General features: G+C 62.0%; 24 protein-coding genes and 1 pseudogene. 17 read left to right on the top strand and 8 right to left on the bottom strand.

The annotated features are described in order from the left end of the window. The first annotated feature begins 168 nt into the window (after positions 1-168). The 5 genes and pseudogenes from FJW08_RS01215 to FJW08_RS01195 all read left to right on the top strand — a co-directional run. Positions 169-744 carry a carboxymuconolactone decarboxylase family protein gene (locus FJW08_RS01215; protein WP_210241169.1) on the top strand — a complete coding sequence of 192 codons (576 nt, stop codon included), beginning with the start codon at positions 169-171 and terminating at the stop codon, positions 742-744. Then, positions 708-1,538 carry an SDR family oxidoreductase gene (locus FJW08_RS01210; protein ID WP_210241168.1) on the top strand — a complete coding sequence of 277 codons (831 nt, stop codon included), beginning with the start codon at positions 708-710 and terminating at the stop codon, positions 1,536-1,538. The genes FJW08_RS01215 and FJW08_RS01210 overlap by 37 nt, the downstream gene beginning before the upstream one ends. 70 nt (positions 1,539-1,608) lie before the next feature. Next, complete coding sequence (locus FJW08_RS01205) at positions 1,609-1,992, top strand: DoxX family protein (RefSeq protein WP_140756883.1); 384 nt, start codon at positions 1,609-1,611, stop codon at positions 1,990-1,992. Between the two features lie 42 nt (positions 1,993-2,034). Then, a complete protein-coding gene (locus tag FJW08_RS01200; protein WP_140756885.1) occupies positions 2,035-2,907 on the top strand; it encodes an NmrA family NAD(P)-binding protein in 873 nt (290 codons plus the stop codon). Between the two features lie 494 nt (positions 2,908-3,401). Beyond that, positions 3,402-3,653: pseudogene (locus FJW08_RS01195) on the top strand (Arm DNA-binding domain-containing protein); the annotation flags it as partial. A 102-nt stretch (positions 3,654-3,755) separates the two neighbouring features. Here the strand turns inward: FJW08_RS01195 and FJW08_RS01190 are convergent. The 7 genes from FJW08_RS01190 to araD form a co-directional block, all read right to left on the bottom strand. Continuing rightward, entirely contained in the window at positions 3,756-4,652 is an 897-nt protein-coding gene (locus tag FJW08_RS01190) for a carbohydrate ABC transporter permease (RefSeq protein WP_140808246.1), read from the bottom strand. Between the two features lies 1 nt (position 4,653). Then, the gene (locus FJW08_RS01185) at positions 4,654-5,592 is read right to left on the bottom strand and encodes a sugar ABC transporter permease (protein WP_140808244.1); all 939 of its coding nucleotides are present in this window, start codon (positions 5,590-5,592) and stop codon (positions 4,654-4,656) included. Between the two features lie 203 nt (positions 5,593-5,795). Further along, positions 5,796-7,124 carry an ABC transporter substrate-binding protein gene (locus FJW08_RS01180; RefSeq protein ID WP_140808242.1) on the bottom strand — a complete coding sequence of 443 codons (1,329 nt, stop codon included), beginning with the start codon at positions 7,122-7,124 and terminating at the stop codon, positions 5,796-5,798. 42 nt (positions 7,125-7,166) lie between these two features. Then, complete coding sequence (ugpC, locus tag FJW08_RS01175; protein ID WP_140808240.1) at positions 7,167-8,222, bottom strand: sn-glycerol-3-phosphate ABC transporter ATP-binding protein UgpC; 1,056 nt, start codon at positions 8,220-8,222, stop codon at positions 7,167-7,169. 386 nt (positions 8,223-8,608) lie between these two features. Beyond that, a complete protein-coding gene (locus FJW08_RS01170) occupies positions 8,609-9,319 on the bottom strand; it encodes a ribonuclease activity regulator RraA (RefSeq protein WP_140808238.1) in 711 nt (236 codons plus the stop codon). Between the two features lie 24 nt (positions 9,320-9,343). Further along, a complete protein-coding gene (locus FJW08_RS01165; protein WP_140808236.1) occupies positions 9,344-10,243 on the bottom strand; it encodes a dihydrodipicolinate synthase family protein in 900 nt (299 codons plus the stop codon). A 17-nt stretch (positions 10,244-10,260) separates the two neighbouring features. Continuing rightward, positions 10,261-12,000, bottom strand: coding sequence for an L-arabinonate dehydratase (gene araD, locus FJW08_RS01160; RefSeq protein ID WP_140756897.1), 1,740 nt, complete (start codon positions 11,998-12,000; stop codon positions 10,261-10,263). Positions 12,001-12,211: 211 nt separating this feature from the next. Between araD and FJW08_RS01155 the strand changes: the two genes are divergently transcribed. The 10 genes from FJW08_RS01155 (at position 12,212) to uxuA (ending at position 22,498) form a co-directional block, all read left to right on the top strand. Beyond that, on the top strand, positions 12,212-13,255 hold the full coding sequence (locus tag FJW08_RS01155) for an ABC transporter substrate-binding protein (protein ID WP_140808234.1): 1,044 nt from the start codon (positions 12,212-12,214) through the stop codon (positions 13,253-13,255). Between the two features lie 50 nt (positions 13,256-13,305). Next, positions 13,306-13,725, top strand: coding sequence for a tripartite tricarboxylate transporter TctB family protein (locus tag FJW08_RS01150; RefSeq protein ID WP_140808232.1), 420 nt, complete (start codon positions 13,306-13,308; stop codon positions 13,723-13,725). A gap of 26 nt (positions 13,726-13,751) precedes the next feature. Next, complete coding sequence (locus FJW08_RS01145) at positions 13,752-15,269, top strand: tripartite tricarboxylate transporter permease (protein WP_140808230.1); 1,518 nt, start codon at positions 13,752-13,754, stop codon at positions 15,267-15,269. 23 nt (positions 15,270-15,292) lie between these two features. Further along, the gene (locus tag FJW08_RS01140) at positions 15,293-16,357 is read left to right on the top strand and encodes a LacI family DNA-binding transcriptional regulator (RefSeq protein WP_224589930.1); all 1,065 of its coding nucleotides are present in this window, start codon (positions 15,293-15,295) and stop codon (positions 16,355-16,357) included. Positions 16,358-16,611: 254 nt separating this feature from the next. Then, positions 16,612-17,628 carry a Zn-dependent oxidoreductase gene (locus tag FJW08_RS01130; RefSeq protein ID WP_140808228.1) on the top strand — a complete coding sequence of 339 codons (1,017 nt, stop codon included), beginning with the start codon at positions 16,612-16,614 and terminating at the stop codon, positions 17,626-17,628. 28 nt (positions 17,629-17,656) lie between these two features. Next, positions 17,657-18,646, top strand: a complete 990-nt coding sequence (locus FJW08_RS01125; RefSeq protein ID WP_246682135.1) for a TRAP transporter substrate-binding protein — start codon at positions 17,657-17,659, stop codon at positions 18,644-18,646. A gap of 108 nt (positions 18,647-18,754) precedes the next feature. Next, positions 18,755-19,249: a TRAP transporter small permease subunit gene (locus FJW08_RS01120; RefSeq protein ID WP_140756907.1), complete on the top strand. Its 495-nt coding sequence runs from the start codon at positions 18,755-18,757 to the stop codon at positions 19,247-19,249. After that, positions 19,249-20,526 carry a TRAP transporter large permease gene (locus FJW08_RS01115; protein ID WP_140808226.1) on the top strand — a complete coding sequence of 426 codons (1,278 nt, stop codon included), beginning with the start codon at positions 19,249-19,251 and terminating at the stop codon, positions 20,524-20,526. The genes FJW08_RS01120 and FJW08_RS01115 overlap by 1 nt, the downstream gene beginning before the upstream one ends. A gap of 10 nt (positions 20,527-20,536) precedes the next feature. Beyond that, positions 20,537-21,250: a GntR family transcriptional regulator gene (locus FJW08_RS01110; RefSeq protein ID WP_224589927.1), complete on the top strand. Its 714-nt coding sequence runs from the start codon at positions 20,537-20,539 to the stop codon at positions 21,248-21,250. Positions 21,251-21,304: 54 nt separating this feature from the next. Continuing rightward, a complete protein-coding gene (uxuA, locus tag FJW08_RS01105; RefSeq protein ID WP_140808224.1) occupies positions 21,305-22,498 on the top strand; it encodes a mannonate dehydratase in 1,194 nt (397 codons plus the stop codon). A 121-nt stretch (positions 22,499-22,619) separates the two neighbouring features. On the opposite strand, the gene FJW08_RS01100 is transcribed toward uxuA, so the two are convergent. Further along, entirely contained in the window at positions 22,620-23,738 is a 1,119-nt protein-coding gene (locus FJW08_RS01100; RefSeq protein ID WP_140808222.1) for an FAD-binding oxidoreductase, read from the bottom strand. 102 nt (positions 23,739-23,840) lie between these two features. Here FJW08_RS01100 and FJW08_RS01095 point away from each other — a divergent pair, with 102 nt between their 5' ends. Together FJW08_RS01095 and FJW08_RS01090 are read left to right on the top strand one after the other, a co-directional pair. After that, a complete protein-coding gene (locus FJW08_RS01095) occupies positions 23,841-24,746 on the top strand; it encodes a LysR family transcriptional regulator (RefSeq protein WP_140808220.1) in 906 nt (301 codons plus the stop codon). 89 nt (positions 24,747-24,835) lie between these two features. After that, positions 24,836-26,914 (top strand): hydantoinase/oxoprolinase family protein, encoded by a 2,079-nt coding sequence (locus tag FJW08_RS01090; protein WP_140808218.1) that lies wholly within the window; start codon positions 24,836-24,838, stop codon positions 26,912-26,914. Positions 26,915-26,917 lie beyond the last annotated feature (3 nt).

Genomic DNA, 26,917 nt, shown 5'->3' with positions numbered 1-26,917 from the left:
GCATTAAATCCTTGGCCGTACTACTGACAATGTCTCGGCACCGGGAGTCGCGTCACTGCCCATATTCCAATTCAGAATAGAAAGTATTTCTCCATGCTATCTGCTCACCGATTGCGGAATGAGCAATACTTCTCCTTAGAACGCAGCTTTAGAACAAGGAGAGAGATCATGATTAACGGTTTCAAGCTTCACGAGACGGCGACCGCTCCTGAAGCCTCGGCGGAGATCCTGAACTGCGTCCAGAAGGCCTGGGGCTTCGTACCCAATCTGCACCGCGTCCTGGCCGAGAGCCCGGCCGCGCTTGAGGCCTACAACACCCTTTGGGGCATCGCCGAAAAGACCAGCTTCACCGCGCAGGAACGCCACATCGCCTATCTCGCCATCATCTACGAGAACGAGTGCACCTACTGCATGGCGGGCCACACCAACCTGTCGCGGATGGCGAAGGTAGCTCCCGAGGCGATCGCGGCGGTCCGCGAGAGCCGGCCGATTGCCGATGCCAAGCTCGAGGCGCTGCGCCAATTCGCCGCCAAGGTCACGCGCCAGCGCGGCGCGGTCAGCGAGGCCGACGTCGAAGCCCTGAAGGCTGGGGGCTATGACAACCGCGCCGTGCTCGATGTTCTCGTGCTCGCAGCGACCAAGCTCATCTCAAACTACACGAACCATCTCGCGCAGACGCCCAATGACAGCTTCATGAAGGGCGCAGAATGGACGGTACCCGGCAAGCTCAAGCCGGCCGTCTGACCCACCCGCACCGCCGTTATTCCCGCGATCGAAATGGTGACCGCGCTCGCTTCAAAGGAGTGAACTGTGCCATGCCACTTTTACTTGAGGGTAAAAAGGTCGTCGTAATTGGCGGCAGCTCCGGTATCGGTTTGGCGATTGCCCGCCAAGCTCAGGCGCAAGGAGCTTCGCTGGTCATCATCGGCCGGGATCCGATGAAGCTCTCGAATGCGGCGTCAAAACTCGGCGGCGACGTTCAGACCATCGGGGGTGATGCCCATGATCACGCTGCCCTTGAGAGCTTCATCGCGGCCCTGCCAGAATTCGATCATCTTGTCTCGATGATCGGCGACACCATGGCGGGCGGTTTCCTGCAGACACCGCTCGACTCGATGCGGCATGTGCTGCATTCGAAGTTCTGGACCAATCTGCTGATCGCCCGTTTTGCCGCACCTCTCGTCCGCGAGAGCGGCAGCATGACGTTCACCTCGGGGAGCGGTGTTAGGGCGCAGGAGGCGGCGGCGAGCTACGTGGCGAACGAGGCGCTCGCCGCCATGGCGCAAGGATTGGGTTCTGAACTCGGCCCGCGCGTGCGTGTGAACGTCATCGCCCCGGCGTTCATGGACACGGCCTTGTGGCGCGCAAAGCCACGTGAGGACATAGATGCCAGGATACGCTCCTATTCTCAGATCAATCCACTGGGGCGTCTCGGGACGCCAGAAGAAGTGGCATCGGCCTATATCTTCCTAATGGTCAATACGTACACAACGGGACAGGTCTTGCAGATCGACGGCGGCATGATGCTGCGGAAATAGCTCCGGTGGCGTGACCCATCGGAGAACGACGATGTCCCAAACTATGAACCTGCGTTAGGTGCCCGAAACCATGACCTTGCAAAGCGCCCTGTGGGCCGGCCGGATAATGAGCGCGTTTGTCGTGATCGCTCTGGTGGCAGACGGCACTATTCAGCTTTTCGCGCCAGCACAGATCGCGAGCATGTTGCAGGAAACCGGCTTCGCGATGGACCTGACCCGTGTCGTGGGTCCGATCATACTCGCCTGCGCCATCCTTTACGCCATCCCGGCCACGGCAGTCCTCGGCGCGATCCTAGTGACGGGCTTTCTGGGCGGCGCCATCTGCGCACATGTCCGCATTGGTGAGTTGGGGTCGCCGCCGGAAATTATTTCCCTGCTTCTGGGTGCGATGACATGGGGCGGCCTTTACCTGCGCGCGCCCCGCATCCGGTCCCTTCTGCCGCTCGTCCGTTGAACCAACTGGGCGGCTCCGTCCCTCAAGATCAGGAGAAAACACATGTTTTTAGTCATGGGAATCACAGGAAAGGTGGGCGGCGCAACGGCAGAACATCTGTTGGCGCATGGCAAGAAAGTACGCGCACTGGTCCGCAATCGCGAGAAGGCGTCAAGCTGGGCGAACCAGGGCGTGGAGCTGGTTGATGGCGACTGGACTGATTCGGCAGCCATCGAGCAAGCGCTCAAAGGCGTCGAAGGCGCGTTCGTCATGTTGCCGGCCGTCTGGGCTCCCTCGCCCGATTACCAAGAGGCAAAGGGCGTGATTGCAAACTATGTCGAGGCGCTCACCAAGGCAGCGCCGCCGCGAGTGGTTGCGCTTTCATCGATGGGTGCTAACAGAATCAACGGGCTCGGGATGATCACGGCCTTGTCACTTCTGGAGCAAGGCTTTCGAAACCTAAAATCCCCGGTCGCCTTTGTGCGCGCAGGCGGATTTTTCGAAAACTTCCTCTACGGTTTGCAGGTTGCCCAGGGCGGAACGCTACCGGTCTACTACAATCCGACAAACCGGAAATCGACCATGGTCGCGACGAACGACATCGGCGCGGAGGTCGCAACCCTTTTGACCGAGCCAGCTTGGTCAGGGCAGCGCGTCGTCGAGCTTGGTTCGATGGTCAGCGCGGATGAGGTCGCCGAGCAATTGGGTGAAGTCCTGAATCTCGACGTGAAAGCCTTTGCAGTCCCGCGTGCAGGGTGGGCGGAAGCGTTCGAGCAATTCGGCATCCCGAAGGGCCGCACCGGGCCTGCCGAAGAAATGTTTGAAGCCGTGAATGCGGGATGGATGGACCTCGGAGTCGAGGGTACGGAGCACGTAGCGGGTACGACGTCTGCTCGCGACGTCTTCGCGGCGGCTCAGAACGGCGCCAAGGCGTAAGTCCGAGACGGATCAGGCATGCGACGGAGACTGCCCCCTTCTGTGTATCGTTGAGGCTCTTGCTAGCCGTGACGGCCTCTTTGCCGACGGGGCTAATCGTGAAGGCACAGCTAAAGAACGTCGAAAATCGACCAATCGATGCCGATAGTCGCTGGAACCGAGGGGATTTTGGATCGCCGAAATTTCCCTTTGAAATCAAGAGCGAAAATTTCTGACGGATCGGTGAGACGGATCTTCGTCGTGCGCAGAATTGTTAGATCAATGTGTTACCGTGGCCTAGAACAATCGAGTGGGAGTGATTCAGGCCTACACAAACGCCGCCGAGTCTATGCCGTAATACGACGCAAGCCGTTGAAAACAAAAATGAACCCGTTCGCCGACACTCGGTGACTATCGGTACGCAGAGCTTGGCTTTGGCGGCCTGCCTGACGGGCCTTCGGCATATTGCTCACACGAATTTTCAAAAGTACCGTCGCGGCCAATCAGGCTCATGACGGTACTACAAAGTTGCAGACCACGACGGGATGTATGTCCGCGTTATGCCAAGTGGGGCGATCTCCTTTCGCCTGGATTACAGGCTCAACGGCCGCCGGGAGACCATCTGTCTGAGAGGGTACGGACGCGACGGGATTCCACTCGCCCGGGCTCGGGAGAAGTGCATCGACGCGAGGCGCGCCATCGGCGAAGGACGAGCACCAGCGATCGAGAAGCGTCGCCTGAAGGAAGCCAAGAGTTTTGGCGAATTCGTCTGCTAACGCCGTGTTCGGCCACCGGGTATCGTGTGGACTCAGCTGCGATGGCGGAACGCCGGAAATTGCCGTTGCTGTCAGTTGCCCTATTGCGCTGGGCTACTCTTTGACCGCCCCGGTCATTGACGAAACATAGTGCTCGACGAAGAAGGAATAAAGGATCACCACCGGCAGCGACCCGATCAGGGCGCCGGCCATTAGCGAACCCCATTCGTAGACGTCGGAGCGGACGAGCTCGGTCAGCACGCCCACCGGCACGGTCTTGTTTTCGGACGACTGAATGAAGGTCAGAGCGTAGATGAACTCGTTCCACGACAGCGTGAAGGCGAAGATACCGGCGGAGATCAGCCCCGGCACCGACAGCGGCAGCACGATCTTGGTCAGCACCTGCCAGCGGCTGGCGCCATCGATGAGCGCGCACTCTTCCAGTTCGAAGGGAATGGAACGAAAATAGCCCATCAGCAACCAGGTGCAGAAAGGCACCAGGAAAGTCGGATAAGTCAAAATCAGGGCAAAGGGCGTGTCATAGAGCCCGAGATTGAAGACCATGACCGACAGCGGAATGAACAGGATGGACGGCGGCACTAGGTAGGCGAGAAAGACGGCGAGCCCGACCTGGCGCGACCCGGAAAAGCGCAGCCGCTCGATCGCATAGGCAGCCAACACCGCGGCGATGAGCGAAAGCACGGTAGCGGCGACCGAGATGATCGTCGTGTTGAGCAGCCAGCCCGGATAGGAGGTCTCGAACAGCAGGTAACGGATGTTCTGCAACGTCGGGTGGACCACCCAGAACGGGCTCGATGTATCGTAGCTTGTCATCTCCGCGTTGGGTTTGATGGCGGTGATCGTCATCCAGTAGAAGGGAAAGAGCAGCACGATGACGAAAATCGCCAACGGAAGGTAGACCGTCACCACGCGGCGCGGCATGCTTTGCAAATAGGTCATGCCACCGTCGTCGCCGGCGGCGGGGTTCGGTTTAGCGTTGATTAGAGCCATCTCAATCTCCGCCGCCTTGCTGCCATCTGCGCCGCTGCAGGCCGAAATAGCTGAACAGGATCGCGCCTAGCAGGAAGGGGATCATCGCTACCGCGATCGCTGCGCCTTCACCGAGTTGCCCGCCCGAAATGCCGCGTTGGAAAGAAAGCGTCGCCATGAGATGTGTGGCGTTCACCGGGCCGCCGCGCGTCAGCACATAGATGAGCTGGAAATCGGTAAAGGTGAACAGAACCGAAAAGGTCATGGTGATGGCGATGATCGGCGTCAGCAGCGGCAGGGTGACATAGCGAAACAGCTGCCAGCGACCGGCGCCGTCCAGCGTGGCGGCTTCGTAAAGCGATTGCGGGATCGTCTGCAGGCCGGCGAGCAGGGTTATGGCGACGAAGGGAATACCGCGCCAGACATTGGCGGCGATCACCGAAGCGCGGGCGTTCTGCGGATCGCCAAGGAAATTGATGTTGTGATCGATGAGGCCCGTCTGCTTGAGAGCCCAGGAGATGATCGAGAACTGCGAATCGTAGATCCACCAGAAAGCGATCGCCGACAACACCGTCGGCACCACCCAGGGAAGAAGCACCACCGCGCGGAAAAAGGATTTGAACGGCAGGTTCTCGTTGAGCAGCAACGCCAGCCATAGCCCGAGGGCGAACTTCAGGATCGACGCGCTCACCGTGTAGAGAAGCGTGTTGAACACGGACAGCCAGAACACGCTGTCGTCCCAGAGATATTCGTAATTTTCCAGGCCGATGAATACGCCTGGCCTGCCGATGCGGGCGTCGGTGAAGCCGAGCCAGACGCCGAGCCCCAGCGGATAGGTCAGGAAGACCAGCAGCAGCACCACTGTCGGCAGCATAAAGCCAAAGCTAAGCAGCCCGCGGCTTTCCGCAATGCGCGACAAGAAGGAGGGGCGGGGCGGGGCAGCGGCGGTTGTCACGGCCATGAAAAAGCTCCTCTGGTGGGTATCGAGTGGCCGGAGCCAGCAGTCTTTCCGCCTTCGTGGGGAAGACTGCTGGCGCGCACGGATCTCACGGCCCCGCGCTCTCCTCATAGGGCGCCTGCATTTCGGCGGCACGTCTCGACCCACGCTGCGGCCGACCCGAAAATACAAGCGTCTTCTTCCGTGAACGGAAGAAGACGTGCGGACTACACCCGGTAATACCGGTTGGCGCGCTTCTCGGCCTCTTCCATTGCCTCCTGTGGCGTCGCCCGACCGGTCACCGCCTTGGCGAACATGTCGACCAGCACATAGTCGGCCATGGTGGCGGCCGAAGCGTAGCCGAGCGGCCCGGCGTAGCCGTTGTTGCGCAGCGTTGCGGACGCTTTGGCATAGGGCGCATAGTTCGGATCGGCCTTCCAGATCGGATTGTCGTCGTAGGCCTTCAAGGTTTGGCAGCAATAGCCGGAAGAGCCCTTGATCCATTCCGACATCTGCGGTTCCTCGAACATGAACTGCAGATAGGCCTTGGCCGCGTTCGGATAGGGCGTGTAGTTGAAGATCACCGCCGAGGTGACCTGGTAAAGCTCCACCGCCTTGCCGATCGGACCGATCGGCAAGCTAGCGGTGCGGATGTCCTTGGCCATTTCAGTCAACTTAGGATCCTTGTCCTTGTTGATCCTGGCGGTTTCATAGGCCGAGATACCGTTGGCGATGACGGACAACTCTCCGGCCAGGAAGGCGCGGTTGTTGTTCACGTCGAGCCAGCTTTCCGTGCCGGGGATGAAGGTCTTGTAGAGCGCCTGAGCATATTCGATCGCCTTCATCGTCTCGGGACTGTTGATCACCACCTTGCTGTTCTCGTCGACCATCTTGCCACCATGGCTCCACAACAGCCAATGAGCGTAGTTGTTGCCGTCACCGACGCCATGCCCATGGGTGAAGCCGGCCGGATGGCCTTTAGCCTGCACGGCCTTGCACAATTCGAGGAAGCTGTCGGTGTCTTTCGGGAACTCGGAGAAACCGGCCTCCTTGACCCAGCTCTCGCGGTAGACGATGGCGTTGCCTATGGTGGCCAGCGGCAAGCCGATGAACTTGCCGTCCTTGGTGGCGTAGCTCTTCGGGCCCTCGTGCCAGCCGCCATACTTCTTGCCCAGATAATCTCCGAGATCGGTTACATCGAGGAGCTTGTCGGGATATTGGAAGGGATCGTCGAACCAGACGAACATCAGGTCGGGGCCCGAGCCGACATTGGCCGCGACCGCCGCCTTGGGACGAATGTCCTCCCAGCTCTCCTTGTCGACGCGCACCTCGACACCGGTGGCATCAGTGAATTTCTTCGTCAGCGCCAGCCAGGCGGTCTCATCGCCCTGGACAAACGGCGACCAGCGAAGGAGCCTGAGCTTGGCGCCTTTTTCGGGCGTGTATTTCGGCGCATCCTGGGCAAAGGCTGGCGCGCCAAGCAGGCGGTTGCCGATTGCTCCGGCAGCCGCCGCACCGGCGCTGGTTCGGATCACGTCGCGTCTGGTAAATCTCATTGCCATTTCCTCCTGTTTTGATTGGCTGAGACCTAGGCATGTTCAAAGCCGGCGGCCCGTATCTGCGTCAAAGAGATGGATCAGGCTCGGCTCGGCGGCAAGCTTGACGGTTTCGCCGGGCTGGAACGGGTGGCGTTCACGGAAATTCGCGACGATCTCTTCACCGCCAGGCGCGCGGCCGATGATCTGCAACTCCGACCCGGTCGGTTCGACGACCGAAATGGTGATGGGGAAGCCGTGGTCGGAAAGGCGCAGATGCTCGGGCCGTATGCCAAGCACCACCGGACCGTTATTCAGGTTTTGCGGCGTCCGCGGCAAATCTATGGCGACGCCGCCGTTGCCTTTGAAGCCGCCGGCGCCAACGCGGCCTGTCAGCATGTTCATTGCTGGGGAGCCGATGAACATCGCCACGAAAAGATTGTCCGGCCGGTCATAAAGATCGAGCGGTCGCCCGATCTGCTCCACATTGCCGTCATGCATGACGACGATCTTGTCGGCCATCGTCATCGCCTCGATCTGATCGTGAGTGACATAGATGGTCGTGGTCTTCAGGCGCTGGTGCAGTTCCTTGATCTCCGCGCGCATCTGCACGCGCAGTTTGGCATCGAGATTGGAGAGCGGCTCGTCAAACAAAAAGACCTGCGGGTCGCGCACGATCGCCCGGCCCATGGCCACGCGCTGCCGCTGCCCGCCCGAAAGCTGTCGGGGATAGCGCGACAGCAGCGGCGTGAGGTTGAGAATTTCCGCGGCACGCTCGACCTTGCCATCGCTCTCCTGCTTCGAGACACGCTTCAACATCAGGGAGAACGCCATGTTCTCGCGCACCGTCATATGTGGGTAAAGCGCGTAATTCTGGAACACCATGGCAATGTCGCGCTCCTTGGGGGCGACCGTGTTGACAATGCGCCCGCCAATGGCGATCTCGCCGCGCGTGATGCCTTCGAGGCCCGCGATCATGCGCAACAGTGTCGACTTCCCACAGCCCGACGGGCCGACCAGCGTCACGAACTCGCCGTCTTCTATATCGATCCCGACGCCATGGAGAATTTCGGCGGCGCCGAAGGATTTGTAGACATCGCGGATCGCAACGGATGCCATCGATTCCCTCCCGAGCGATGCGACGCCTGCGAGGGAGACGTCCACTCCATACATACGCAGCTTGCAGTCTTGCCGCGTCCTCCATCTGAATTGGTAGCGCTACCAGTAGCGCATGTAAAGCACGGCCGGAAGGCTGGCGGATTTCCGAATGGCACGCCTTGCCATCCCTTTCTGCGACCAATCGATTTCATGGCTTCTCTCATCTCTCGCACGAGCACATCTTGCGAAACGTGCCTGCCGCGACCGGAGTGATCGCGTTGGATCCTGCGGTGCTTGCATTTGCGTCCCTCCTCCTTCTGACACATGTGTTCTCAAATCCGGGTCGCCTTCCATTAAACGGACAGGTTCATGCCACGGCTTTCCTGCTCCTCCGGTAGCGCAACGGTCTATCGGCCGTTACTCTTTCGCCACTCGGCGAAAGCGGCCTGGTGTTCCTCCTTCGTGCAAGGGTAGAGACCGATGATGGTCTGGCCATTCTTCACCTGCTCGACCACAAAATCCTCGTAAGCCGACATTTCCACCGCTTCGTCGGCCACCTCCTCGGCCAGATGGGCGGGAATGACGATCACGCAGTCTTCGTCGCCGACGACGATGTCGTCGGGAAAGACCGGCGCATCGCCGCAACCGATCGGCCCATTGATCTCGATCGCTTCATGCAGCGTCAGGTTCGTCGGGCTTGAGGGGCGGGCGTGATAGGCCGGAATGTCGAGCGCGCCGATCGTTGCGGCGTCGCGGAAGCCGCCGTCGGTCACGATGCCGGCGCCACCGCGCATCATGAGCCGGGTGATCAGAATGTCGCCCGCGCTTGCCGCCCGGGCATCCTTGCGGCTGTCGATCACCATGACATGGCCTTCGGGACAGGTCTCGATCGCGACGCGCTGGGGATGCTTCGGATTGCGGAACTCGCTGAGCTGGTTGCGGTCCTCCCGGGCAGGCATGTAGCGCAGCGTGAAGGCAGGGCCGACCATATTGCGGCCCTTGGAGGCCACCGGATGGACGCCCTGGATCACCTGGTTGCGCAGGCCGCGCTTAAAGAGGGCAGTCGCCAGCGTCGCGACGGACACGCCCATGAGTTTGGATCTGGTTTCAGATTTCATGACGGGGCTTTCCTCTGGGTGGGTTCAGACGAGTCCTGAGGATCTCAGGAAAGCGAGCATCTTTTCCTGCTGGCCGGCGGTCAGAGGCCAGGCGGACGGCGGCCGCGTCGGGCCGCAATCCTTGCCGACCGCCTGGAGAGCGGCCTTGACGCCGGTGACATTGGTTCCGTTCAGCTCTTCGGCGCGCACTTCCTCGAAGGCGCGCATGCCGGCGATCAGTTCGCGGGCGGTGGCATAGTCGCCGGCCTCGAGCGCCGAATGGATCGCGATCGAACGTTCCGGCCAGAGATTGATCAGACCGGAGGTGAAGCCCCGCGCGCCGACCGCGTAGAAGGTGGGGGCCCAGACTTCCGCGAGGCCGCCGACCCAGACGATCGACGGATCGCAGGCCGCTATCGCCTCGGCAAGCTTCATCGGGTTCGGCGTCGCCCACTTCACGCCCCTCACACCCGGAAGGGCGCAAAGGTCGGCAATCGCCTTGGTCCCGATCGCATCGTTGCGCAGATAGAGCATGACCGGAAGGCCGCCGGAAGCCTCGCTGACCGCCTTGACGTATTCGACCGTTCCGCGCGGAGAAACGAAGGGATCCGGCGGCTGGTGGATCATCAGCGCGGCGGCGCCCGCATTGGCGGAAGCCGTGGCGAGGCGGCAGGCGTCGCGGATCGACCGGCCGATGCCGGCCAGCACCGGTGCGCGACCGGCAACCATCGCCGTCACCTCACGCACCATGGTGCAGGCTTCGTCTGTCGTCAGGGCGTAAAACTCGCCCGTGTTGCCGTTGACGACGGGGATGTGGACACCGGCCTGCAACGCGTGGTCGATGATCGGCTGAAGGCGTTTGGGTGCGACATTCCCGTCCGTGTCGTAGGGCGTGACGAGAATGCCGGAAATACCGGTCAAGGCCTTGTCGAGGTCGTGGGACATGGCTTTTCCTCGTCGGTTCAGAAAATGTCAGGCTCGCCGGCCGGCTGGCCGAAATCGCGGGTCAGGAAGTCGAAATCGCAGCCCTCGTTCGCCTGGGCGACATGGCGCTGGAACATGTAGCCCCAACCGCGCTCGAAACGCGGTTCCGGCGGTATCCAGGCAGCCCTGCGGGCGGCAAGCTCCTCTTCACCGACAAGCATGTCCAGACGGCGGTTCGGCAGGTCCAGCCGGACGATATCGCCGCTCTTCAGGAGCGCCAGCGGTCCGCCAATGAAGGATTCCGGGGCGACATGCAGGATGCAGGCGCCGTAGGACGTGCCGGACATACGGGCATCCGAAATGCGCAGCATGTCGCGGTGGCCCTTCTTGACCAGCGCCTTGGGGATCGGCAGCATGCCCCACTCGGGAAAGCCGGGGCCCCCCTGTGGGCCTGCATTGCGCAGCACCAGCACATGGTCCGGCGTTACGTCGAGATCTTCGTCGTCGATGGCCGCCTTCATTTCCGGGTAGCTGTCGAAAACGAGCGCCGGGCCTTCATGCACATGAAAACGCGGATCGCAGGCAGCCGGCTTCATCACGGCGCCGTCGGGACAGAGGTTGCCCCTGAGCACGGCTAACGAACCTTCGTAATAAACCGGATTGGAAAGCGGGCGGATGACGTCATCGTTGTAGACCTCCGCGCCTGCCAGCGTTTCGCCGAGCGGTCGTCCGGTGCAGGTGATGCTGCTTCTGTCCAGCCGGTCTCCGAGCTCATTCATCAGCGCCCTCAAGCCGCCGGCGAAATAGAAATCCTCCATCAGGTAGTCCTTGCCCGAAGGCCGGATGTTGGCGATCAGCGGCGTTATCCGTCCGAGAGCGTCGAGGTCGTCGAGGCTCAGCTTCACGCCGGCCCGCCGCGCCATCGCCAAAAGGTGCACGACCGCATTGGTGGAGCAGCCCGTTGCCATGGCGACGATGGCAGCGTTGCGGACGGCGGCTTCGGTCACGATTTTGTCCGGGGTCAAGTCTTCCCAGACCATGTCGACGATCCGGCGCCCGCAGGCCGCACTCATGCGCTTGTGGTTGGCATCGGGGGCGGGAATGGAAGATGCACCAGGCAGGCAGAGGCCCATGGCCTCCGCAATCGCGGTCATGGTCGAGGCTGTTCCCATGGTCATGCAGTGACCATAGGAGCGGGCGATGCCGCCTTCCACACCCAACCATTCGTCGTCGGAAATATTGCCCGCCCGCCGCTCGTCCCAGTACTTCCAGGCGTCCGAACCGGAGCCCAGCGCCCTGCCGGCATAGTTGCCCCGCAGCATCGGACCCGCGGGGAGATAAATGAAGGGGATGCCGGCGGTGATCGCGCCCATGGTCAGACCCGGGGTCGACTTGTCGCAACCGCCCATCAGCACCACGCCATCGAGCGGATGGGACCGGATCGTCTCTTCCGTCTCCATGGCAATCATGTTGCGGTAGAGCATGGATGTCGGCTTGGTGAAGCTCTCGTCGATCGAAATCGTCGGAATTTCGACACCGAGACCGCCTGCCTGCGCGATGCCTTTTTTCACGTCCTCGGCCCTGTCACGGAAATGCAGGTGACAGGGGTTCATCTCGGACCATGTGTTCAGGATGCCGATGATCGGTTTGCCCGCCCAGTCCTCCGGCGCGAGCCCCATCTGCATCATACGGGACCGATGTCCGAAACTGCGCAGGTCATCCGGTGCGAACCAGCGTGCGCTGCGAAGCGTTTCCGGGCTCTTTTTTCCTGGGACCATCGACTATTCCTTGAAACAGCAATTATGTATGCGCTTTCATCATTTCGTGTCAACCGCAGCCGGCCCATCCAGATTTGGTTATCCGCAACGAAGACTATGAGAGTTGACAGGCGCAAATGAACCGAACAAGATAATGTATGCGCATTCACTGCGGGCTTGTGCATGCCATGAAATGAGGAACCCCGCCAGTGGGCCGGGTATGGGAGGAAAGATGAAAATTACCCGTAGAATGATTGTGGTCGTCGGCGCGGCAATGTTTCTCACGCAGCCGTTGGCTGCGGCCGCTCGGGATTTGCCGCACAATATCCGGATGGTGATCGGCTCGTCATCGACCGGTGGCGACACCTACCAGAACTCCGCCATCGTCGCCGACGCGCTGTCCCAAAAGCTTGGCGTGAACATGAAGGTGGATGCAGTCGGCGCCAATGAGGCGTTCAAGGCGCTGGAACGCGACGGGCGCGGGACGACGATCATGATCTTCCACGATTCTGCCTATCTCTCACACCTCTACGGCGTGCACGGCTTCGACGACATCTTCACGAAGTACAAGATCGGCCCGACGGTCGCGATCAATCCGGGCAATGCCTATCTGGTGGCCAAGGATTCGCCCTACAAATCGATGGACGACATCTTCAAGGCCGCCGCCGCTGGCACCAAGATCCGCGTGGCGATCGAGCCCGGCGGGGTTTCCGAAATCGGCTTTTCCGCGATGAAGAATGCCGCAAGCATCCTGTCGCCCGGTTCGGAGGCCAACATCGTCTCGGTGAAGACGGGCAGCCAGTCCGACAAGAACCAGGCGATGTTCGACGATCTTGCCGACGTCATCAACGGCTCGATCCAGGCCAACGAGCAGTTCACGCAATTGCCGGAATCGGACCAGAAGGCGATGCGCTTTGTCTGGATCACGGCGCGGCCGGAAACGATCGAGCAAGCCCCGGAAACGGGCATGGGCAAGACGACTCGAGACGATATGTTGAAATACACCAGCCCGAAGACGAGCGTGACTGAAGACGGCAAGAAGGACTTCACCTTCGACAAGGAATTCTTCTTCCTCTACAACAAGGACATGGATCAGGGCATGGTCGATGCGATCGACGCGGCGCTCAAGGATGTCTTCGCCGAAGGCAAGATCCAGGAACGCCAGAAGCAGGCCTTCTTCATTCCGAATTTCAAGCCCTCGAAGGAAGCGGCCGCGCATCTCGAAGAGAAGAACGCAGCCTACAACGGGATCATTGCGAAGATTTCCGGCAAGTGACGGCGGGGCCGGGTGAAACCGGCCCTTTTCCTTCTTGCACAGGAGACGGCATGAGCAGCCTTACCCACGTCACCATCAACTTCGAAACGTCGCACCTCGTCTTCCCGGGAGTGATCGGCGCGATCCTTGCGATCCTCGGCCTTGCGATCGTCGTCACCCGGCGCCGTTCCATTGCCGGATCGGGCGCCTATTGGCGCAGCATCGTCTCACAGATGGACAAGATGCGGTTCTTCGGCGCGATCGGGCTGTGCTTCATCTATTTCGCGCTCCTCGAACCCGTCGGCGAACTGATGCCGAACACCGGCTTCGGGTTCCTGGCTTGCTCCATTCCCTTCGTTTTGTTGACGTCGCTGCTCTTCATGCACCAGCGCAACCTCAGAACGGTCTTGCCGGTTGTCATCATGGCCGCCATTGCGCCCGTGCTGACGTGGTGGCTGTTCAACGACGTCTTCTTCCTGTCGCTTCCCTGATCAATCCGTCCGCGGGCCTGAACTCCATGGAACTTTTCGATTTCGTCACCCCGCTTTTCCTGTCGCTCATCGTTGGCGGAACCTTCGTGGGCATCGTCTTCGGGGCCATTCCGGGGCTGACAGCAACGATGGCGGTCGCGGTCTGCCTCCCGCTCACTTATTCTCTGGGACTCACGAACGGCCTCGCCCTGCTGCTCGGTCTCTATGTCGGCGGCATATCTGGCGGGCTGGTGCCGGCCATCCTGATCGGCATACCGGGTACTCCCTCCTCGATCACCACGACGCTCGACGGCTATCCGATGGCGCGGAAAGGAGAGGGGGAGAAAGCATTGCGCATCGGCATCATTTCCTCCCTTTTCGGCGGCCTCTTCAGCCTGCTCATCCTCTATCTGTTCGCTCCGGCGCTCGCCGACTTCGCGATCCGCTTCTCCTATGTCGAGAAGTTCCTGATCATTCTTTTCGCGCTCACCGTGATGGGCGCGCTCAGCAGCGACATGCTGATGGGTGTTTTTTCCGGCTTTCTCGGCATCTTCATCAGCCTCATCGGCACCTACGCCACATCGAACGGCGGCAATGGCGAAATCCGGTTGGTGCCGCCGGGTCTCGAATACTGGCTGGACAACGGCTTTTCCCTGCTGCCCGTCCTGATCGGCCTGTTCGGTATCGCGGCCGTCCTTGAAGAAGCACAACAAGGCGTTCCCGAAGGACAGGACATCGGCGACCTCAAGCTCGGCAAGCATTCGACTTTTTCGTTTTCGCTGTTCCGAGGTCAGATATGGAACCTGATTCGCTCCTCGGGCATCGGCACCTTTGTTGGCATCCTGCCCGGCGTCGGCGGATCGGCGGCCTCGATCCTCGCCTATTCGAACGCCAAGACTTTCTCGCGAAATCCCGAACGCTTCGGCAAGGGAGAGCCCGCAGGCGTCATCGCCTCCGAATCCGGCAACAACGGGCTGACCGGCGGCGCTCTGATCCCGCTGCTCTCGCTCGGCATTCCCGGCGACTCGACGACGGCGCTACTCATCGGCGCCTTCACTCTTCAAGGTGTGCAGGTGGGGCCGCTTTTCATCGGCAACAATTCCGGATCCTGGGACGCGATAATCGTGGCGATGCTGATCGCCAATCTCGCGATGTTCGCCATGATGTATCTCGCCATTCGCTATCTGGCGCTGATCGTCACCGTGCCGAAGCACATTCTCTTTCCACTCATCGTGATGATGTGCATGGTCGGCGCCTACACCACCAATTACGGCGTGATGTTCGATGTGTGGACGCTTCTGATCTTCGGTGTCTTCGGTTGGTTCGCGCTGAAGATTGGCATCGAGATCGCCCCTTTCATCATCGGCTTCATCCTCGGGCCTTCAGCCGAGATCTATTTCGTGAAGAGCCTCGAATCGTTCGGCGACCTGACGATCTTTTTCACCAAGAGCTGGATTACCGTTCTGATGTGGTTCTTGATCGCCGGGTCCATTTGGGTATCAATCATTCTTGCAAGGCGCAGCAAACAGCACAAGACAAGTGAAGCTGTTCTTGAGCAAGCTTGATCGCGGCGGGAAACGGAAATGGCATGAGCAAGACCGGGTCGGGCCGGCGAGACAGGTACGACGGCGGAAACGTCGAGCGGGCGAAAGAAGGCTCCAGCCGTCCCGTTACCATGGCAACGGTCGGCCGCCTGGCCGGTGTTTCTCAGGTCACCGTTTCGCGGGCGCTGAGCGACCCGTCGAAGGTCTCTCCGGCAACGTTCGAGAAGATCCGCAACGCCATCGAAATGACCGGGTTCGTACCGAATGCGATAGCCGGCGCGCTAGCCTCTCGCCGTAGCCGCCTCATTGGGGCGCTGGTGCCTTCCATCACGAATATCGTCTATTCCTCAATGATCCAGGCCTTCAGTGAGGGCATCGCCGGGCACGGCTACCAGATCCTTCTGTCCGAAACGGGCTTCGACCCGAAGGAAGAGGAAAGAGCGATCGTGACGCTTCTTTCCCGCCGGCCAGACGCGATGCTCCTGACCGGCATCCACCATATGCTGGAGGCGCGCCGCATGCTGATGGCGGCCGGAATTCCGGTAGTGGAATTGTGGGACATGACCGAGACACCGATCGATCTCTGCGTCGGCTTTTCGCATGTCGAGACGGGCCGCGCAGTGGCGGAATTCGTATTGGAGGCCGGCTACAAGAACGCTGCGACGGTTTCCGCTGGCGACGAACGCGCGCTCAGGCGCAAGGACGCTTTCGTAAAGGAGATCGGCCGCCGCGCGGGCATCGACGTTACGCAGATTAATTTCGTGGGAGGCGCTAGCCTTGCACGCGGTCGCGAGGCTCTCCGAATTCTCGTAGACGAGCAGAATTTCAAGGGTGGAGCCATTTTTTGCAGCTCCGATCTGCTCGCTCACGGGGTTCTTATCGAGGCCAACGTCCGCGGCCTGCGGGTGCCCGACGAGATCGCCGTCATCGGCTTCGGGGATCAGGATTTCGCGGCCCATGTCGTGCCGCCGCTTACCACCGTCCGGGTCGACCGAACGGAGCTCGGGCTCACTGCCGCAAAGGCGATCCTGGCGCGCTTTGACGGCGAACCGCCTGCTGGACGGGTCAAGGACATTGGCTTCCAAATTATCGCCCGGCAATCCGCTTGAACAAAGGAATACCGGTCTCCTTTCACCTGAAGGTCTCGGTGCCGATATCGGAAGGGCCGGATGAGCTGTGACATGTGCCCGTGTCAATCAGCCAATTGCTTCGCAAGCTGACGCGGCGCGGCCTCAGGAGCGTGAAGCTCGTCGTCTCCGATGCGAATGAAGACCTGAAGGCGTTGGTGTCCGATGCATTAATTGACAGACCGAAGAAACTTCCATACTAGTGATGCACACTAGTATGGAAGTTGGGAGGAAGCATGGTTGCCGTCGCCGTCGAAAGGCCGGGCACCCTGGTCCTGATGGAGAACGAGCCGCGCGCGCTGGGAGCGGACGACGTGATGGTGCGCGTGCAGCGCGCAGGTATCTGCGGCTCAGATATCCACATTCTCCACGGCACCAATCCCTTTGCAAAATATCCGCGCATCATCGGCCATGAATTTGCAGGTGTCGTCGAGGTTGTCGGGCCGCAGGCGACGGGATTGGCGCCGGGCGATCGCGTCGTCGTCGATCCAGTAGTTTCCTGCGGCCATTGCTATGCCTGTCGCGTCGGCCGGTCCAATGTCTGCGCCAATCTGGAGGTGCTGGGCGTTCATCGGGACGGCGGCTTCCGCGATCGGGTTGTCGTGCCCGCTGCTAATGCGGTGAAACTGCCACCCACACTGCCGGTCGAGGTAGCCGCGCTCGCCGAGCCGTTTTCGATCGCGGCGAACGTCCTTTCGCGAACTGGCTGCTCGGCAGACGATGTGGTGCTCGTCTACGGTGCTGGCACCGTGGGCCTCACGGTCCTTCAGGTGGCGAAGCTCCATGGCGCACGGGTGATTGTGGCTGATCTCGACGCCAATCGCCTGCGGCGCGCAGAAGCCTTCGGTGCCGACCGCGTCATCCATTCCACCAGAGAGTCTGTGCCACTCGCCGTCGCTGACGAGAACGAAGGCCTCGGGCCGTCAGTGGTCATCGACGGTGCAGGCGTACCGGCGCTCCTGGCCGAGGCCTGCGGGCTGGCAAGTCCCGCCGGCCGTATCGGCCTGCTCGGCTTTTCACCCGCGCCGTGCAACGTCAGTCAGCAGGAGATCGTCAGGAAGGAGCTGTCGCTGCACGGGTCACGGCTCAGCCGTAGACTCTTGCCGCAAGTCATCAGGTGGCTGGAGCAAGGGAGGTTGCGTCCGGCCGCCATGATTACCCACACCTTTGCCGCCGCCGAGGCGAAGGCTGCGTTTTCGCTGATCGAGAGCGAACCGGGACAGGTCGTCAAGGTTCATCTCGCCTTTGACTGATGCATAACAACTGAAGGAGGAAGAAACTGTGTTCGATACCAAGATTTCACGTCGCGGCGTGCTGGCCACCGCTCTCGGTGCTGGCGCCAGCATCACCATCGTTGGTCGCGCCCGAGCCAAGACCGTATTGAAGCTTGGCCACCTCGCGAATGAACAGAACAGCTGGCACAAGGCCTCCCTGAAGTTCGCCGAGGAGGTCGCCAATCGCACCAATGGCGAGATCGAGATCAAGGTCTTTCCGAACGAGCAGCTAGGCAAGGAAACCGACCTCATCAAAGGCATCCAACTCGGCACCGTCGATTTCACGATCACCGGCGAGTCACTGCAGAACTGGGCACCGCTCGCAGCCTTGCTCGCCGTGCCTTACGCCATCCGCGATCTCGACCACATGAAGGCCGTGATCGGGGGCTCCGTCGGCCAGAAGATCGCCGCCGAGATCGAGGACAAGACCAAGCTCGTTCCGCTGGCCTGGTTTGCGCGCGGTCCGCGCGAACTGACCGCCAACAAGGCGATCCGCACGCCCGATGAACTCGCCGGCCTCAAACTGCGCGTGCCGAATGTGCCGTTGTTCGTCTCGTTCTGGCAGGCGCTCGGCGCCAAACCGACGCCGATGGCCTTCTCCGAGGTCTTCACCTCGCTGCAGAGCCATGTCGTCGACGCGCAGGAGAACCCGCTCGCCCTGATCCAGTCGGCGAGTTTCTTCGAGGTGCAGAAATATCTGAACAAGACCGACCACGTGCTGAGCTGGATCTACCTCGTCGGCGGCAGCCGGAAACTCGGCAAGCTGCCAGATGAGCAGCAGAAAGCCATCCGGGAAGCGGCCGCCGTGGCGCAGGAATTCGAGCGCAAGCTGTTCCTGGCCGACGAGGCTCGCATCGCCGACGAACTGAAGGCCAAAGGCATGGAGTTCATCGATGTGGACAAGCAGGCGTTCGCCACCAGGGGCAAGGATGCGGTCACCGCCTCGCTCGGCGCCGACCTGAAGCCGCTTTACGAGGACATTCTCGCCACGAAATAGGCGAGTCGGGAAACCGCCCGTTGGGCGGCTTCTCCACTTTTGTCGACCCCACAAGGACCATGAACGCCGGACCGCGATAACGACCCGGCGCTCGTCTGGGAGGAGCCCATGAAACGAACCGTCGGTATGCTGCTGGCTGGCCTGAAGGCGATCTGCAAAGCCGGAACCATCATTGCTTTCGCCGTTCTCATCGCCGTCGTGACCATACAGGTGCTCGGCCGTCTGCCGGGCTTCCCGTCACCGGCCTGGACCGAGGAGGTGGCGCGTTTCGCGTTGCTGCACATGGTCGCCTTTTCGTGCGGCCTCGCCGTCCTGCGTGGCGACCTGGTCAATGTCGACCTCTTCACGGCATCCCTGCCAGCCCGCGCCCGGCGCCAGGTCGAGCGGGTGGCAGATGTCATCACGATGCTGTTCAGCCTCGCCGTCATTCCCGGTGCCTACGCCTATGTCTCGGGAAGCATCGGCGAGCGCGCACGATCCCTCGACGCGCCGATGCTCATCGTTTACGTCACCGTGCTGATAATTCCGGTTGCGCTTGCCATCTTCTCCCTGGCCCGGCTGTTCGGCTTCGGACAGCCAATGCGTCACGAGGAGCTGATCTGATGCTGGTCGCGGCCCTTTTCGGCAGCTTCGCCATCTGCCTCATCCTCGGTGTGCCGGTTGCGATCGCGCTTGGTGTTGCGTCGGCCATTTATCTCTACCTTGCCGACATCGACCTGACGGTCGTGGCACAGTTCATGTATTCAGGCATGGACAGCTTCGTGCTGTTGTGCATCCCCGGCTTCGTGCTGGCCGGCAACCTGATGAACGGCGGCGGTATCACCGACCAGATCGTGCGTTTCGGCAATGCGCTTGTCGGCCACATCCGCGGAGGCCTCGGCCTGGCCAACGTCACCGGTTCGATGATCTTCGCCGGGATATCCGGCACGGCTGTCGCGGAGACCGCCTCGATCGGCGCCGTCATGATCCCGGCGATGAAGAAGGCCGGATATGACGCCCCCTTTGCTTCGGCTCTTACCGCCGCTGCTTCCACAGTCGGTCCGATCATTCCGCCAAGCGTTCCGATGATCATCGCCGGAACGCTCACCGGCCTGTCGGTAGGCAAGATGTTCGTGGCCGGCGCGATCCCCGGCTTGCTGCTCGGCCTCGGCATGCTGATCACTGTCTATATCCTGTCGCGCCAGCGCGGCTACCCCAAGGGCGAATGGGTCGGCTTCCGTGTGTTGCTGCGTTCCAGCCGTGCAGCGATCTGGGCGATCCTTATGACGCTCATCATCCTCGTCGGCATCGTGGGCGGCGTGTTCACGCCCACCGAGGCGTCGATCGTCGCCTCGCTGTACGCCTTCGCTATAGGCCTCTTCGTCTATAAGGGGTTCCGCCTGAAAGACCTGCCGGGCATCCTCCTGGAAAGCGCCATCGGCTCGGGCGCGCTTATCCTGCTGGTCGGGCTTGCCAACGTCTTCGGCTGGATCATGACCAGCGAGCAGATTCCGCAGGCGATCGCGGCAGCGATGCTGGCGGTGACGACGAACAAGTATCTCATCATCCTGTTCATCAACATCCTGCTGCTGATCGTCGGCACCTTCATGGAAACGATAGCCGCTCTCATCATCCTGTTTCCGCCGCTTCTGGCGGTCGCCACGCAGGTAGGCATCGATCCGATCCATTTCGCGATCTTCTGCATCCTGAATTTGATGATCGGCCTGACCACGCCGCCGGTCGGCGTATGCCTGTTCGTTGCCGCCAACATCGGCAAGGTTTCGCTTGCCCAGGTCAGCAAGGCCATCGTGCCCTTCCTGATCTGCAATATTATCGTTCTGATGCTGGTATCCTACATACCGGCCATATCGCTCTGGCTGCCGAGCTTGTTTTTTGAATAGGAGAATGGACGTGACCAAGGGCCTACCGGCGATCCGACCGACCAGCCCGTCGGGTTTTCGCACCATGCCGGCTTCGGTGCGCGAGATCCATGCCGCGCTGCGACGAGACATCGTCTCGCTGCGCCTGACCCCAGGCGAGCGGCTGTCGGAGAACGAACTGGCCATGCGCTTCGGCACCAGCCGCACGCCGGTGCGCGAGGCGCTGATCCGCCTGGTCGAGGAAGAGATGATCGAGGTGCTGCCGCAACGCGGCAGCTTCGTGCGCCGCATCTCGCTCAAGGCCGTGGAGCGTGCCCGCTTCGTGCGTGAGGCGCTGGAGGTCGCCGTGGCGCGGAGTGCCGCTGCCAGCGGCATCAGCGAGGAAACCGCGCGGAATCTGCGTGCCGCGCTTGCCCGCCAGCGCGACGCCGGCGGTGACGCGGCACGCTTCACCGAAGCCGACGACGACTTTCACGCTGCTCTGGCCGACGGCATCGGCCAGAGCAGCGTCTGGGGAGTCATCGAGCGGGAAAAGGCGCAGTTCGACCGTCTGCGCTTCCTCAGCCTGCCGGCGATCACGCCGGTCGACACACTGATCGCCCAGCACGAGGCGATCTTCAAGGCCGTGCTCGATGGCGATATCGCGGCGGCGGAGGCCCGCATGCGTGAGCATCTGTCGGAGGTGCTGAAGATCACGCACGGCCTGGCGGCCAGCCGGCCCGATCTGATCCAGGCCGACGACTGACCGCTGCGGGCCGCAACTTCCCTCCCATTGAAAATACGCAAGGATCGCAAGGCGATGGAACAGACCTTCCGCTGGTTCGGCCCGGACGACGCCGTCCGGCTCTCCCATATCAGGCAAGCCGGAGCGACAGGCATCGTCACGGCGCTGCACCACATCCCCTATGGTGTGGCGTGGAGCGTTGATGAGATCGAAAAGCGCAAGCGCCTGATTGCCGATACGGAGCTCGGGCTGGAGTGGCGCGTCGTGGAGAGCCTTCCGGTTCACGAGACCATCAAATCCGGAGATGGCGATCTGGAGCCGCTCTTCGCCAACTATCGGCAATCGCTCAGAAACCTGGCCCGTTGCGGCATCACCACCGTTTGCTACAATTTCATGCCGGTGCTCGACTGGACCCGCACCGAGTTGGCCGCGCCGCTGCCGGGAGGCGGTACGGCGCTGCGTTTCAACGCGCACGAATATGCTGCCTTCGACTGCTTCATTCTCGAACGTCGCGGTGCCGAAGAGGAGCACACGCCCGAAATCATGGCTCGGGCCAGAGCATGGTTCGGCGCCTCTTCGGAAGGCGACCGCGCGCGCCTGCTGGCCAACATCATGGCCGGCCTGCCGGGCGCCTACGAGCGCTATGACGTGCCGGGGCTGAAGGCCGTGCTCGCTCGCTACCACGGCATGGCAAAGGCGGAACTGCAGCAGAACTTCGTGCGCTTTCTTGCCGCCGTCATCCCCACCGCCGAGGAGCTCGGCATCAATATGTGCGTACACCCCGATGATCCGCCGCGTCCGTTGTTCGGCCTGCCGCGCATCGTGTCCAACGCCGAGGACATCGCCTTCACGCTTGATGCGGTGCCGTCGCGCTCGAATGGTCTCACGCTATGCTCCGGTTCGCTGGGGGCGGGACCGGACAACGACGTGCCCGCGATCGCGGCGCGCTTTGCCGAACGCATCCATTTTGCCCATTTGCGCAATGTCGCCAACGAACCGGACGGCTCCTTCATGGAGGCCGAGCATTTGGGAGGCGACACCGACATGGTGGCCCTGATTACGATATTGCTGCGCGAGCAAAAGCGGCGGCTCGAAGAAGGGCGGCGCGACTGGCGCATCCCGATGCGACCCGATCACGGTCACGAGCTGCTCGACGATGTCGGCAAGCCGACCCATCCCGGCTATCCGATGATCGGCCGCCTCAAGGGTCTTGCCGAGCTGCGAGGGGTCATGACTGCGGTAGCAGCGCTGGAGCGCTTGCCGCTTTAGAATCCTTGGTCCGCGTGGACTGCCATTGCGGCCTCGTGGTCGAACATCTTCTTCTTCAGATGCTTGCTCATGAGCACTTGTACGGAGGGCCGCCGTTGCGCGGATGTCGACAGTTGCTCTTTCAGACGGCGCGGCCGAAGCGATCGACCCTGAAATCATCGAGCGGCGTTTCGCATCGGTCGGTCATGATGAGTTCGGCCATGGCGTCTCCCACGCCCGGGCCGAGCTGGAAGCCATGACCGCTGAAGCCGAAGGCATGGAACAGGCCCGGCGTCGTCGCCGAGCATCCCATGACCGGCAGCATGTCCCTGACATAGCCCTCGCAGCCTGACCAGGTGCGGATGACGGTGGCCTGCGCGATTGCAGGCAGCAGCCGCACGACGGCACGCAATTGCATGGGCAGGCGCATGGGGTCGGCGGCCGCATGGCCTGGGTCGATATCCACCGACACTCTTTCGGCGGCGCCGCCGAAGACTATGTTGCCTCGCTCGACCTGACGCAGATAGGCGCCATGGTTCTTGTCACGCGTCCAGATTCCGACCACCGGCAGGATCCGGTGCGGCAGTGGTTCGGTCACGCCCATTTGTGGGCCACGCGCGTCGAGCGGAACCTGTTCGCCGAACTGTGCGGCGATGCGTGCACCCCAAGCTCCGGCAGTGTTGAGCAAACACTCGGCGGCGAATTTTCCCTTTGAACTGACAACGAGAAACCCGGAAGCCGTGTGCTTGATCGTCTCGACCTCCGCTTCTTCGACAAGTTGGGCGCCCAACTGGTGCGCGGCCTCGGCAAAGGCGGGTGCAATCAGCCGCGGATTGCCGCTGCCATCACGCGGCGAGAACGACGCCGCGATCGCATCGGGACCGAGGCCGGGAAAGCGTGTGTGAATCTCGCGCGGGCTGAGTTCTTCCAGCTCAAGTCCCCAGGGCCGCGCCGTCTGGGCGTAGGTTCGCATGTCGGCGAGACCATCTTCATCGAAGATCAGCCGGGTGTGGCCGGTGGCGCGGAATTCGACGTCGCGGCCAAGCATTTTCTCGGCCTCGCCCCAAAGCCTGAGCGAGCGATGGGCCAATGGAAGCTGGGACAGATGACGCCCTGTGCGCCGGATGTTGCCGAAGGAGGCGACCGTTGCCCCGGTTCCGATCCGGCTCCGCTCGATCAGCGTCACGCGTGCGCCGCGCCGGGCGAGGAAATAGGCCGAAGCCGTCCCCATCAGTCCGCCGCCCAGCACGACTACATCCATAGCGCCCTCTAGCAATCAATCCCAGCCGATCTTGTCCGCGCCGCGCTATTGCGTCAAAGATGGGTTTGGACAGAAGCCATAAGTTTTACCTATGGAGTAGCCATGCGGGCCCGGCAGCTCGAAGTGTTCACCGCCGTGATGCGCGCGGGTACCGTGACGGCCGCGGCGCGGATGCTGAACATCTCCCAGCCTGCGCTCAGCCAGATCCTGCTCCACGCCGAGGACGAACTCGGTTTCACCCTGTTCGAGCGGGTCAAGGGCCGGCTGCGACCAACCCCGGAGGCGTTAGAGATCTTCCCCGATGCCGAGAGGTTATCGGCGGGGCTTGAGGGCTTGCGCCGCAAGACAACCGACCTGCGCCTGGGTCGGGCAGGGCTGGTGCGCGTCGCGGCGTCGCCGCCGCCGGCAATGGCGATATTGCCGCGTGCGTTCACCAAATTCCGGACGCAGCATCCCAACATAATGCTGCGTGCCCATAGCGCGCCCATCTCGGCAATCGTCGACATGCTGCGTGCGGGCGATGCCAGCCTCGGCGTGGCGATGGACGACCGGCTGCCTCCGGATATCGAGGCGGAGGTGGTCGGCAGACTCGGCTTCGTATGCCTGCTGCCCGCCAGGCACGCGCTGCAAACGAAAACCGAGCTGACGCTCGCCGACCTCGTCGGGGAAGAGTTGATATCCTATCGCGGCAACACCCGCCCTGCCGATGAACTGGCCCACGCGGCCCAGGCGCAAGGCGTGGCGCTTTCGCCGTCGCTCGAGATCGACGCATCCATCTCCGCGGTCGGCTTCGTCCAGGCCGGTCTGGGCATCGCCTTGGTCGATGCACTGCTGCCGTGGCATCAGTTTGCCGGGCTTGCGGTCAGGCCGCTCGCGGCCGGGCCGGAATTCCCGATCGCGCTTCTCACCTCACGCGCCCGAGCCCTTTCTCGGGCCGATGAGATGATGCGCGACGAAATTCGCGCGGCCTGTTCCGCCGTCCTCGGCGAGCATCGAGCCAAAGCATAAGCACGACTTATATCCTTGCTCCTCATCCATCTTGGACCGGCACCATCCGGTCGTGCCAGCTTTGGTCGTCAGACAGGAAGGAACGCATCATGGATGGCGCCATCACGGCGAACGGGGCAGGGAACGAGGCCGACTGGAAGGTCGGCGTCGACATCGGCGGGACCTTTATCGATTTCTGCGCGCTTGAAGTAAACTCCGGACGCGTCGCCTCGCTGAAGGTGCTGACGACGCCGGAGGATCCGGGCGCCGAGCTGATGACCGGTCTTGGCCTTCTGGCCGAGCGCGAGGGCTTTGATCCCACCCATATGACGCGCTTCGTGCACGGCACCACGGTCGGCATCAACACGATCATCCAACGCAAGGGCGCGCCGCTCGCGCTGTTCACCAATGCCGGCTTCGAGGACGTGATCGAGCTCGCACGGCTTCGAATGCCGGACATGTATTCGCTGTTCTGCTCTCGGCCGGACCCGCTGATCCCTCGCGACATGGTCTTCGGCATTCCGGCCCGCATGCGCGCCGATGGCAGCGAGACCAAGGCACCTGATGTGGCAGCCGTTGAAAGAGCGGTGGTGGCGGCGAAGGCGAACGGGGCGCAAGGTATCATCGTGGCCTTCCTTCATTCCTGGCGCAACGCCGCGCAGGAGGCCTCGGTTAAGTCTGCTATTGCGCGCCTCGCACCCGACCTCTTCGTCTTCACCTCGGCCGAGGTCTGGCCGGTCATTCGCGAATACGAGCGCAGCTCCACCGCCATCCTCAACGGCTATGTCCATCCGCGTGTTTCGGGCTACCTGACGGCGCTGGAAGAGCGGTTGAAGAGCCGCGGCGTGCCGGCCCGTCCCATGCTGACGAAGTCGAACGGTGGGCTGATGAACGCTGCCGAAGGCAAGCAGGCCTGCGTCAACATGCTGCTTTCGGGTACGGCTTCAGGGGTCATCGGCGCTGCGTGGCTGGCGCGTCAGGCCGGCGAGGACAGGATACTTACCCTCGACATCGGCGGAACCTCGGCCGACTTCGCGCTCATCATCGACGGTGAGCCGCAGTTCGGCACCGGAGAGTTGATCGGCGAATTTCCGCTCCATATCCCTTCCGTGTCGGTGAGTTCGATCGGCGTCGGCGGCGGCTCGATCGCCAGTGTCGACGCACAGGGTGTGCTTCGCGTCGGGCCGGAGTCGGCCGGCTCGACGCCGGGACCGGCATGCTACGGCCGCGGCGGCGAGCGGGCGACCGTGACGGATGCCATGGTGGTGTGCGGATGGCTCGGCCACAGCGAGATGGCCTATGGACAACTCAGCATCGATTCTGGGCTGGCGCATCGCGCGGTCGGCGAGCTTGCGAGGCGACTCGGCCGCCCGGTCGAGCAGACCGCGCAGGCGATCCTCGACATCGCGGTGTCGGAGATGTTCGTCGAGGTCGAGAAACTCGCATCGCGCGCCGGCGTCGACTTGCGCGATTTCACGCTGATGCCCTTTGGCGGCGGCGGCCCCATGCTCGGCGCTTTCCTTGCCCGCGAACTCGGCATGAAGCGCGTCATGGCGCCACGACGCCCCGGCGTGGTGTCGGCACTGGGCGGACTGGTGGCGGATCTGCGCGGAGATTTCATTCGCACCATTTTCTCGCCGCTGTCGGCCGCGTCGCTCCCAATTATCCGCGCGGCTTTCGAGGCGCTCGCAAGCGAGGGCCGCGACTGGCTCGCGGCGCAGGGGCATGACGCGGCCGCTGAGCTCAATTTCTCCTGCGATATGCGCTATCTCGGTCAGAGCTATGAGATCGAGGTCGTCCTTTCGCCGGAATGGCTCGAGGAGAGTGACGCAGAGGCCATCGAGCAGGCCTTTCACCGCACCCATGAGCGGCTCTACGATTTCCACGACCCGGATGGCGAGATCGAGCTTGTGAATATCAGGCTGTCCGCCGTCGGCGCGGGTCCGGCGCTCTCCTTTCCAGAGATCGACGAGATCGACGTCTCCGCCGGTCCGGCGCGCCGGCTTCCGGTCTATACAGGCCTGGGCGTCGAGACCGTAGACCTCCACGACCGGCAGACTCTTGTGCCTGGCAGTAGCTTCCAAGGGCCTGCCGTGGTCGTTCAGGAAGACACCACCCTTGCCATTCCCGCCGGAGTGCAGGCGCGGGTCGATCGCCACCTCAATCTTCTTCTGACTTTCGCGGAGTGACGC

This window comes from Mesorhizobium sp. B3-2-1 (genome assembly GCF_006439515.1).
Classification (GTDB): Bacteria; Pseudomonadota; Alphaproteobacteria; order Rhizobiales; family Rhizobiaceae; genus Mesorhizobium.
Note: the sequence above shows the minus strand (reverse complement) of the source record. Positions and strands in the feature narration are given on the sequence as shown.

Bases quoted from the DNA above. Each gene is read 5' to 3' on its own strand.
- FJW08_RS01140 (WP_224589930.1), top strand. From the start codon at position 15,293: ATGAGCAAGACCGGGTCGGGCCGGCGAGACAGGTACGACGGCGGAAAC.
- FJW08_RS01210 (WP_210241168.1), top strand. From the start codon at position 708: ATGGACGGTACCCGGCAAGCTCAAGCCGGCCGTCTGACCCACCCGCAC.
- uxuA (WP_140808224.1), top strand. From the start codon at position 21,305: ATGGAACAGACCTTCCGCTGGTTCGGCCCGGACGACGCCGTCCGGCTC.
- FJW08_RS01150 (WP_140808232.1), top strand. From the start codon at position 13,306: ATGAGCAGCCTTACCCACGTCACCATCAACTTCGAAACGTCGCACCTC.
- FJW08_RS01165 (WP_140808236.1), bottom strand. From the start codon at position 10,243: ATGTCCCACGACCTCGACAAGGCCTTGACCGGTATTTCCGGCATTCTC.
- FJW08_RS01185 (WP_140808244.1), bottom strand. From the start codon at position 5,592: ATGGCCGTGACAACCGCCGCTGCCCCGCCCCGCCCCTCCTTCTTGTCG.
- FJW08_RS01215 (WP_210241169.1), top strand. From the start codon at position 169: ATGATTAACGGTTTCAAGCTTCACGAGACGGCGACCGCTCCTGAAGCC.
- FJW08_RS01180 (WP_140808242.1), bottom strand. From the start codon at position 7,124: ATGAGATTTACCAGACGCGACGTGATCCGAACCAGCGCCGGTGCGGCG.
- FJW08_RS01170 (WP_140808238.1), bottom strand. From the start codon at position 9,319: ATGAAATCTGAAACCAGATCCAAACTCATGGGCGTGTCCGTCGCGACG.
- FJW08_RS01155 (WP_140808234.1), top strand. From the start codon at position 12,212: ATGAAAATTACCCGTAGAATGATTGTGGTCGTCGGCGCGGCAATGTTT.
- FJW08_RS01190 (WP_140808246.1), bottom strand. From the start codon at position 4,652: ATGGCTCTAATCAACGCTAAACCGAACCCCGCCGCCGGCGACGACGGT.
- FJW08_RS01100 (WP_140808222.1), bottom strand. From the start codon at position 23,738: ATGGATGTAGTCGTGCTGGGCGGCGGACTGATGGGGACGGCTTCGGCC.
- FJW08_RS01095 (WP_140808220.1), top strand. From the start codon at position 23,841: ATGCGGGCCCGGCAGCTCGAAGTGTTCACCGCCGTGATGCGCGCGGGT.
- FJW08_RS01200 (WP_140756885.1), top strand. From the start codon at position 2,035: ATGTTTTTAGTCATGGGAATCACAGGAAAGGTGGGCGGCGCAACGGCA.
- FJW08_RS01090 (WP_140808218.1), top strand. From the start codon at position 24,836: ATGGATGGCGCCATCACGGCGAACGGGGCAGGGAACGAGGCCGACTGG.
- FJW08_RS01115 (WP_140808226.1), top strand. From the start codon at position 19,249: ATGCTGGTCGCGGCCCTTTTCGGCAGCTTCGCCATCTGCCTCATCCTC.
- FJW08_RS01120 (WP_140756907.1), top strand. From the start codon at position 18,755: ATGAAACGAACCGTCGGTATGCTGCTGGCTGGCCTGAAGGCGATCTGC.
- FJW08_RS01130 (WP_140808228.1), top strand. From the start codon at position 16,612: ATGGTTGCCGTCGCCGTCGAAAGGCCGGGCACCCTGGTCCTGATGGAG.
- araD (WP_140756897.1), bottom strand. From the start codon at position 12,000: ATGGTCCCAGGAAAAAAGAGCCCGGAAACGCTTCGCAGCGCACGCTGG.
- ugpC (WP_140808240.1), bottom strand. From the start codon at position 8,222: ATGGCATCCGTTGCGATCCGCGATGTCTACAAATCCTTCGGCGCCGCC.
- FJW08_RS01205 (WP_140756883.1), top strand. From the start codon at position 1,609: ATGACCTTGCAAAGCGCCCTGTGGGCCGGCCGGATAATGAGCGCGTTT.
- FJW08_RS01145 (WP_140808230.1), top strand. From the start codon at position 13,752: ATGGAACTTTTCGATTTCGTCACCCCGCTTTTCCTGTCGCTCATCGTT.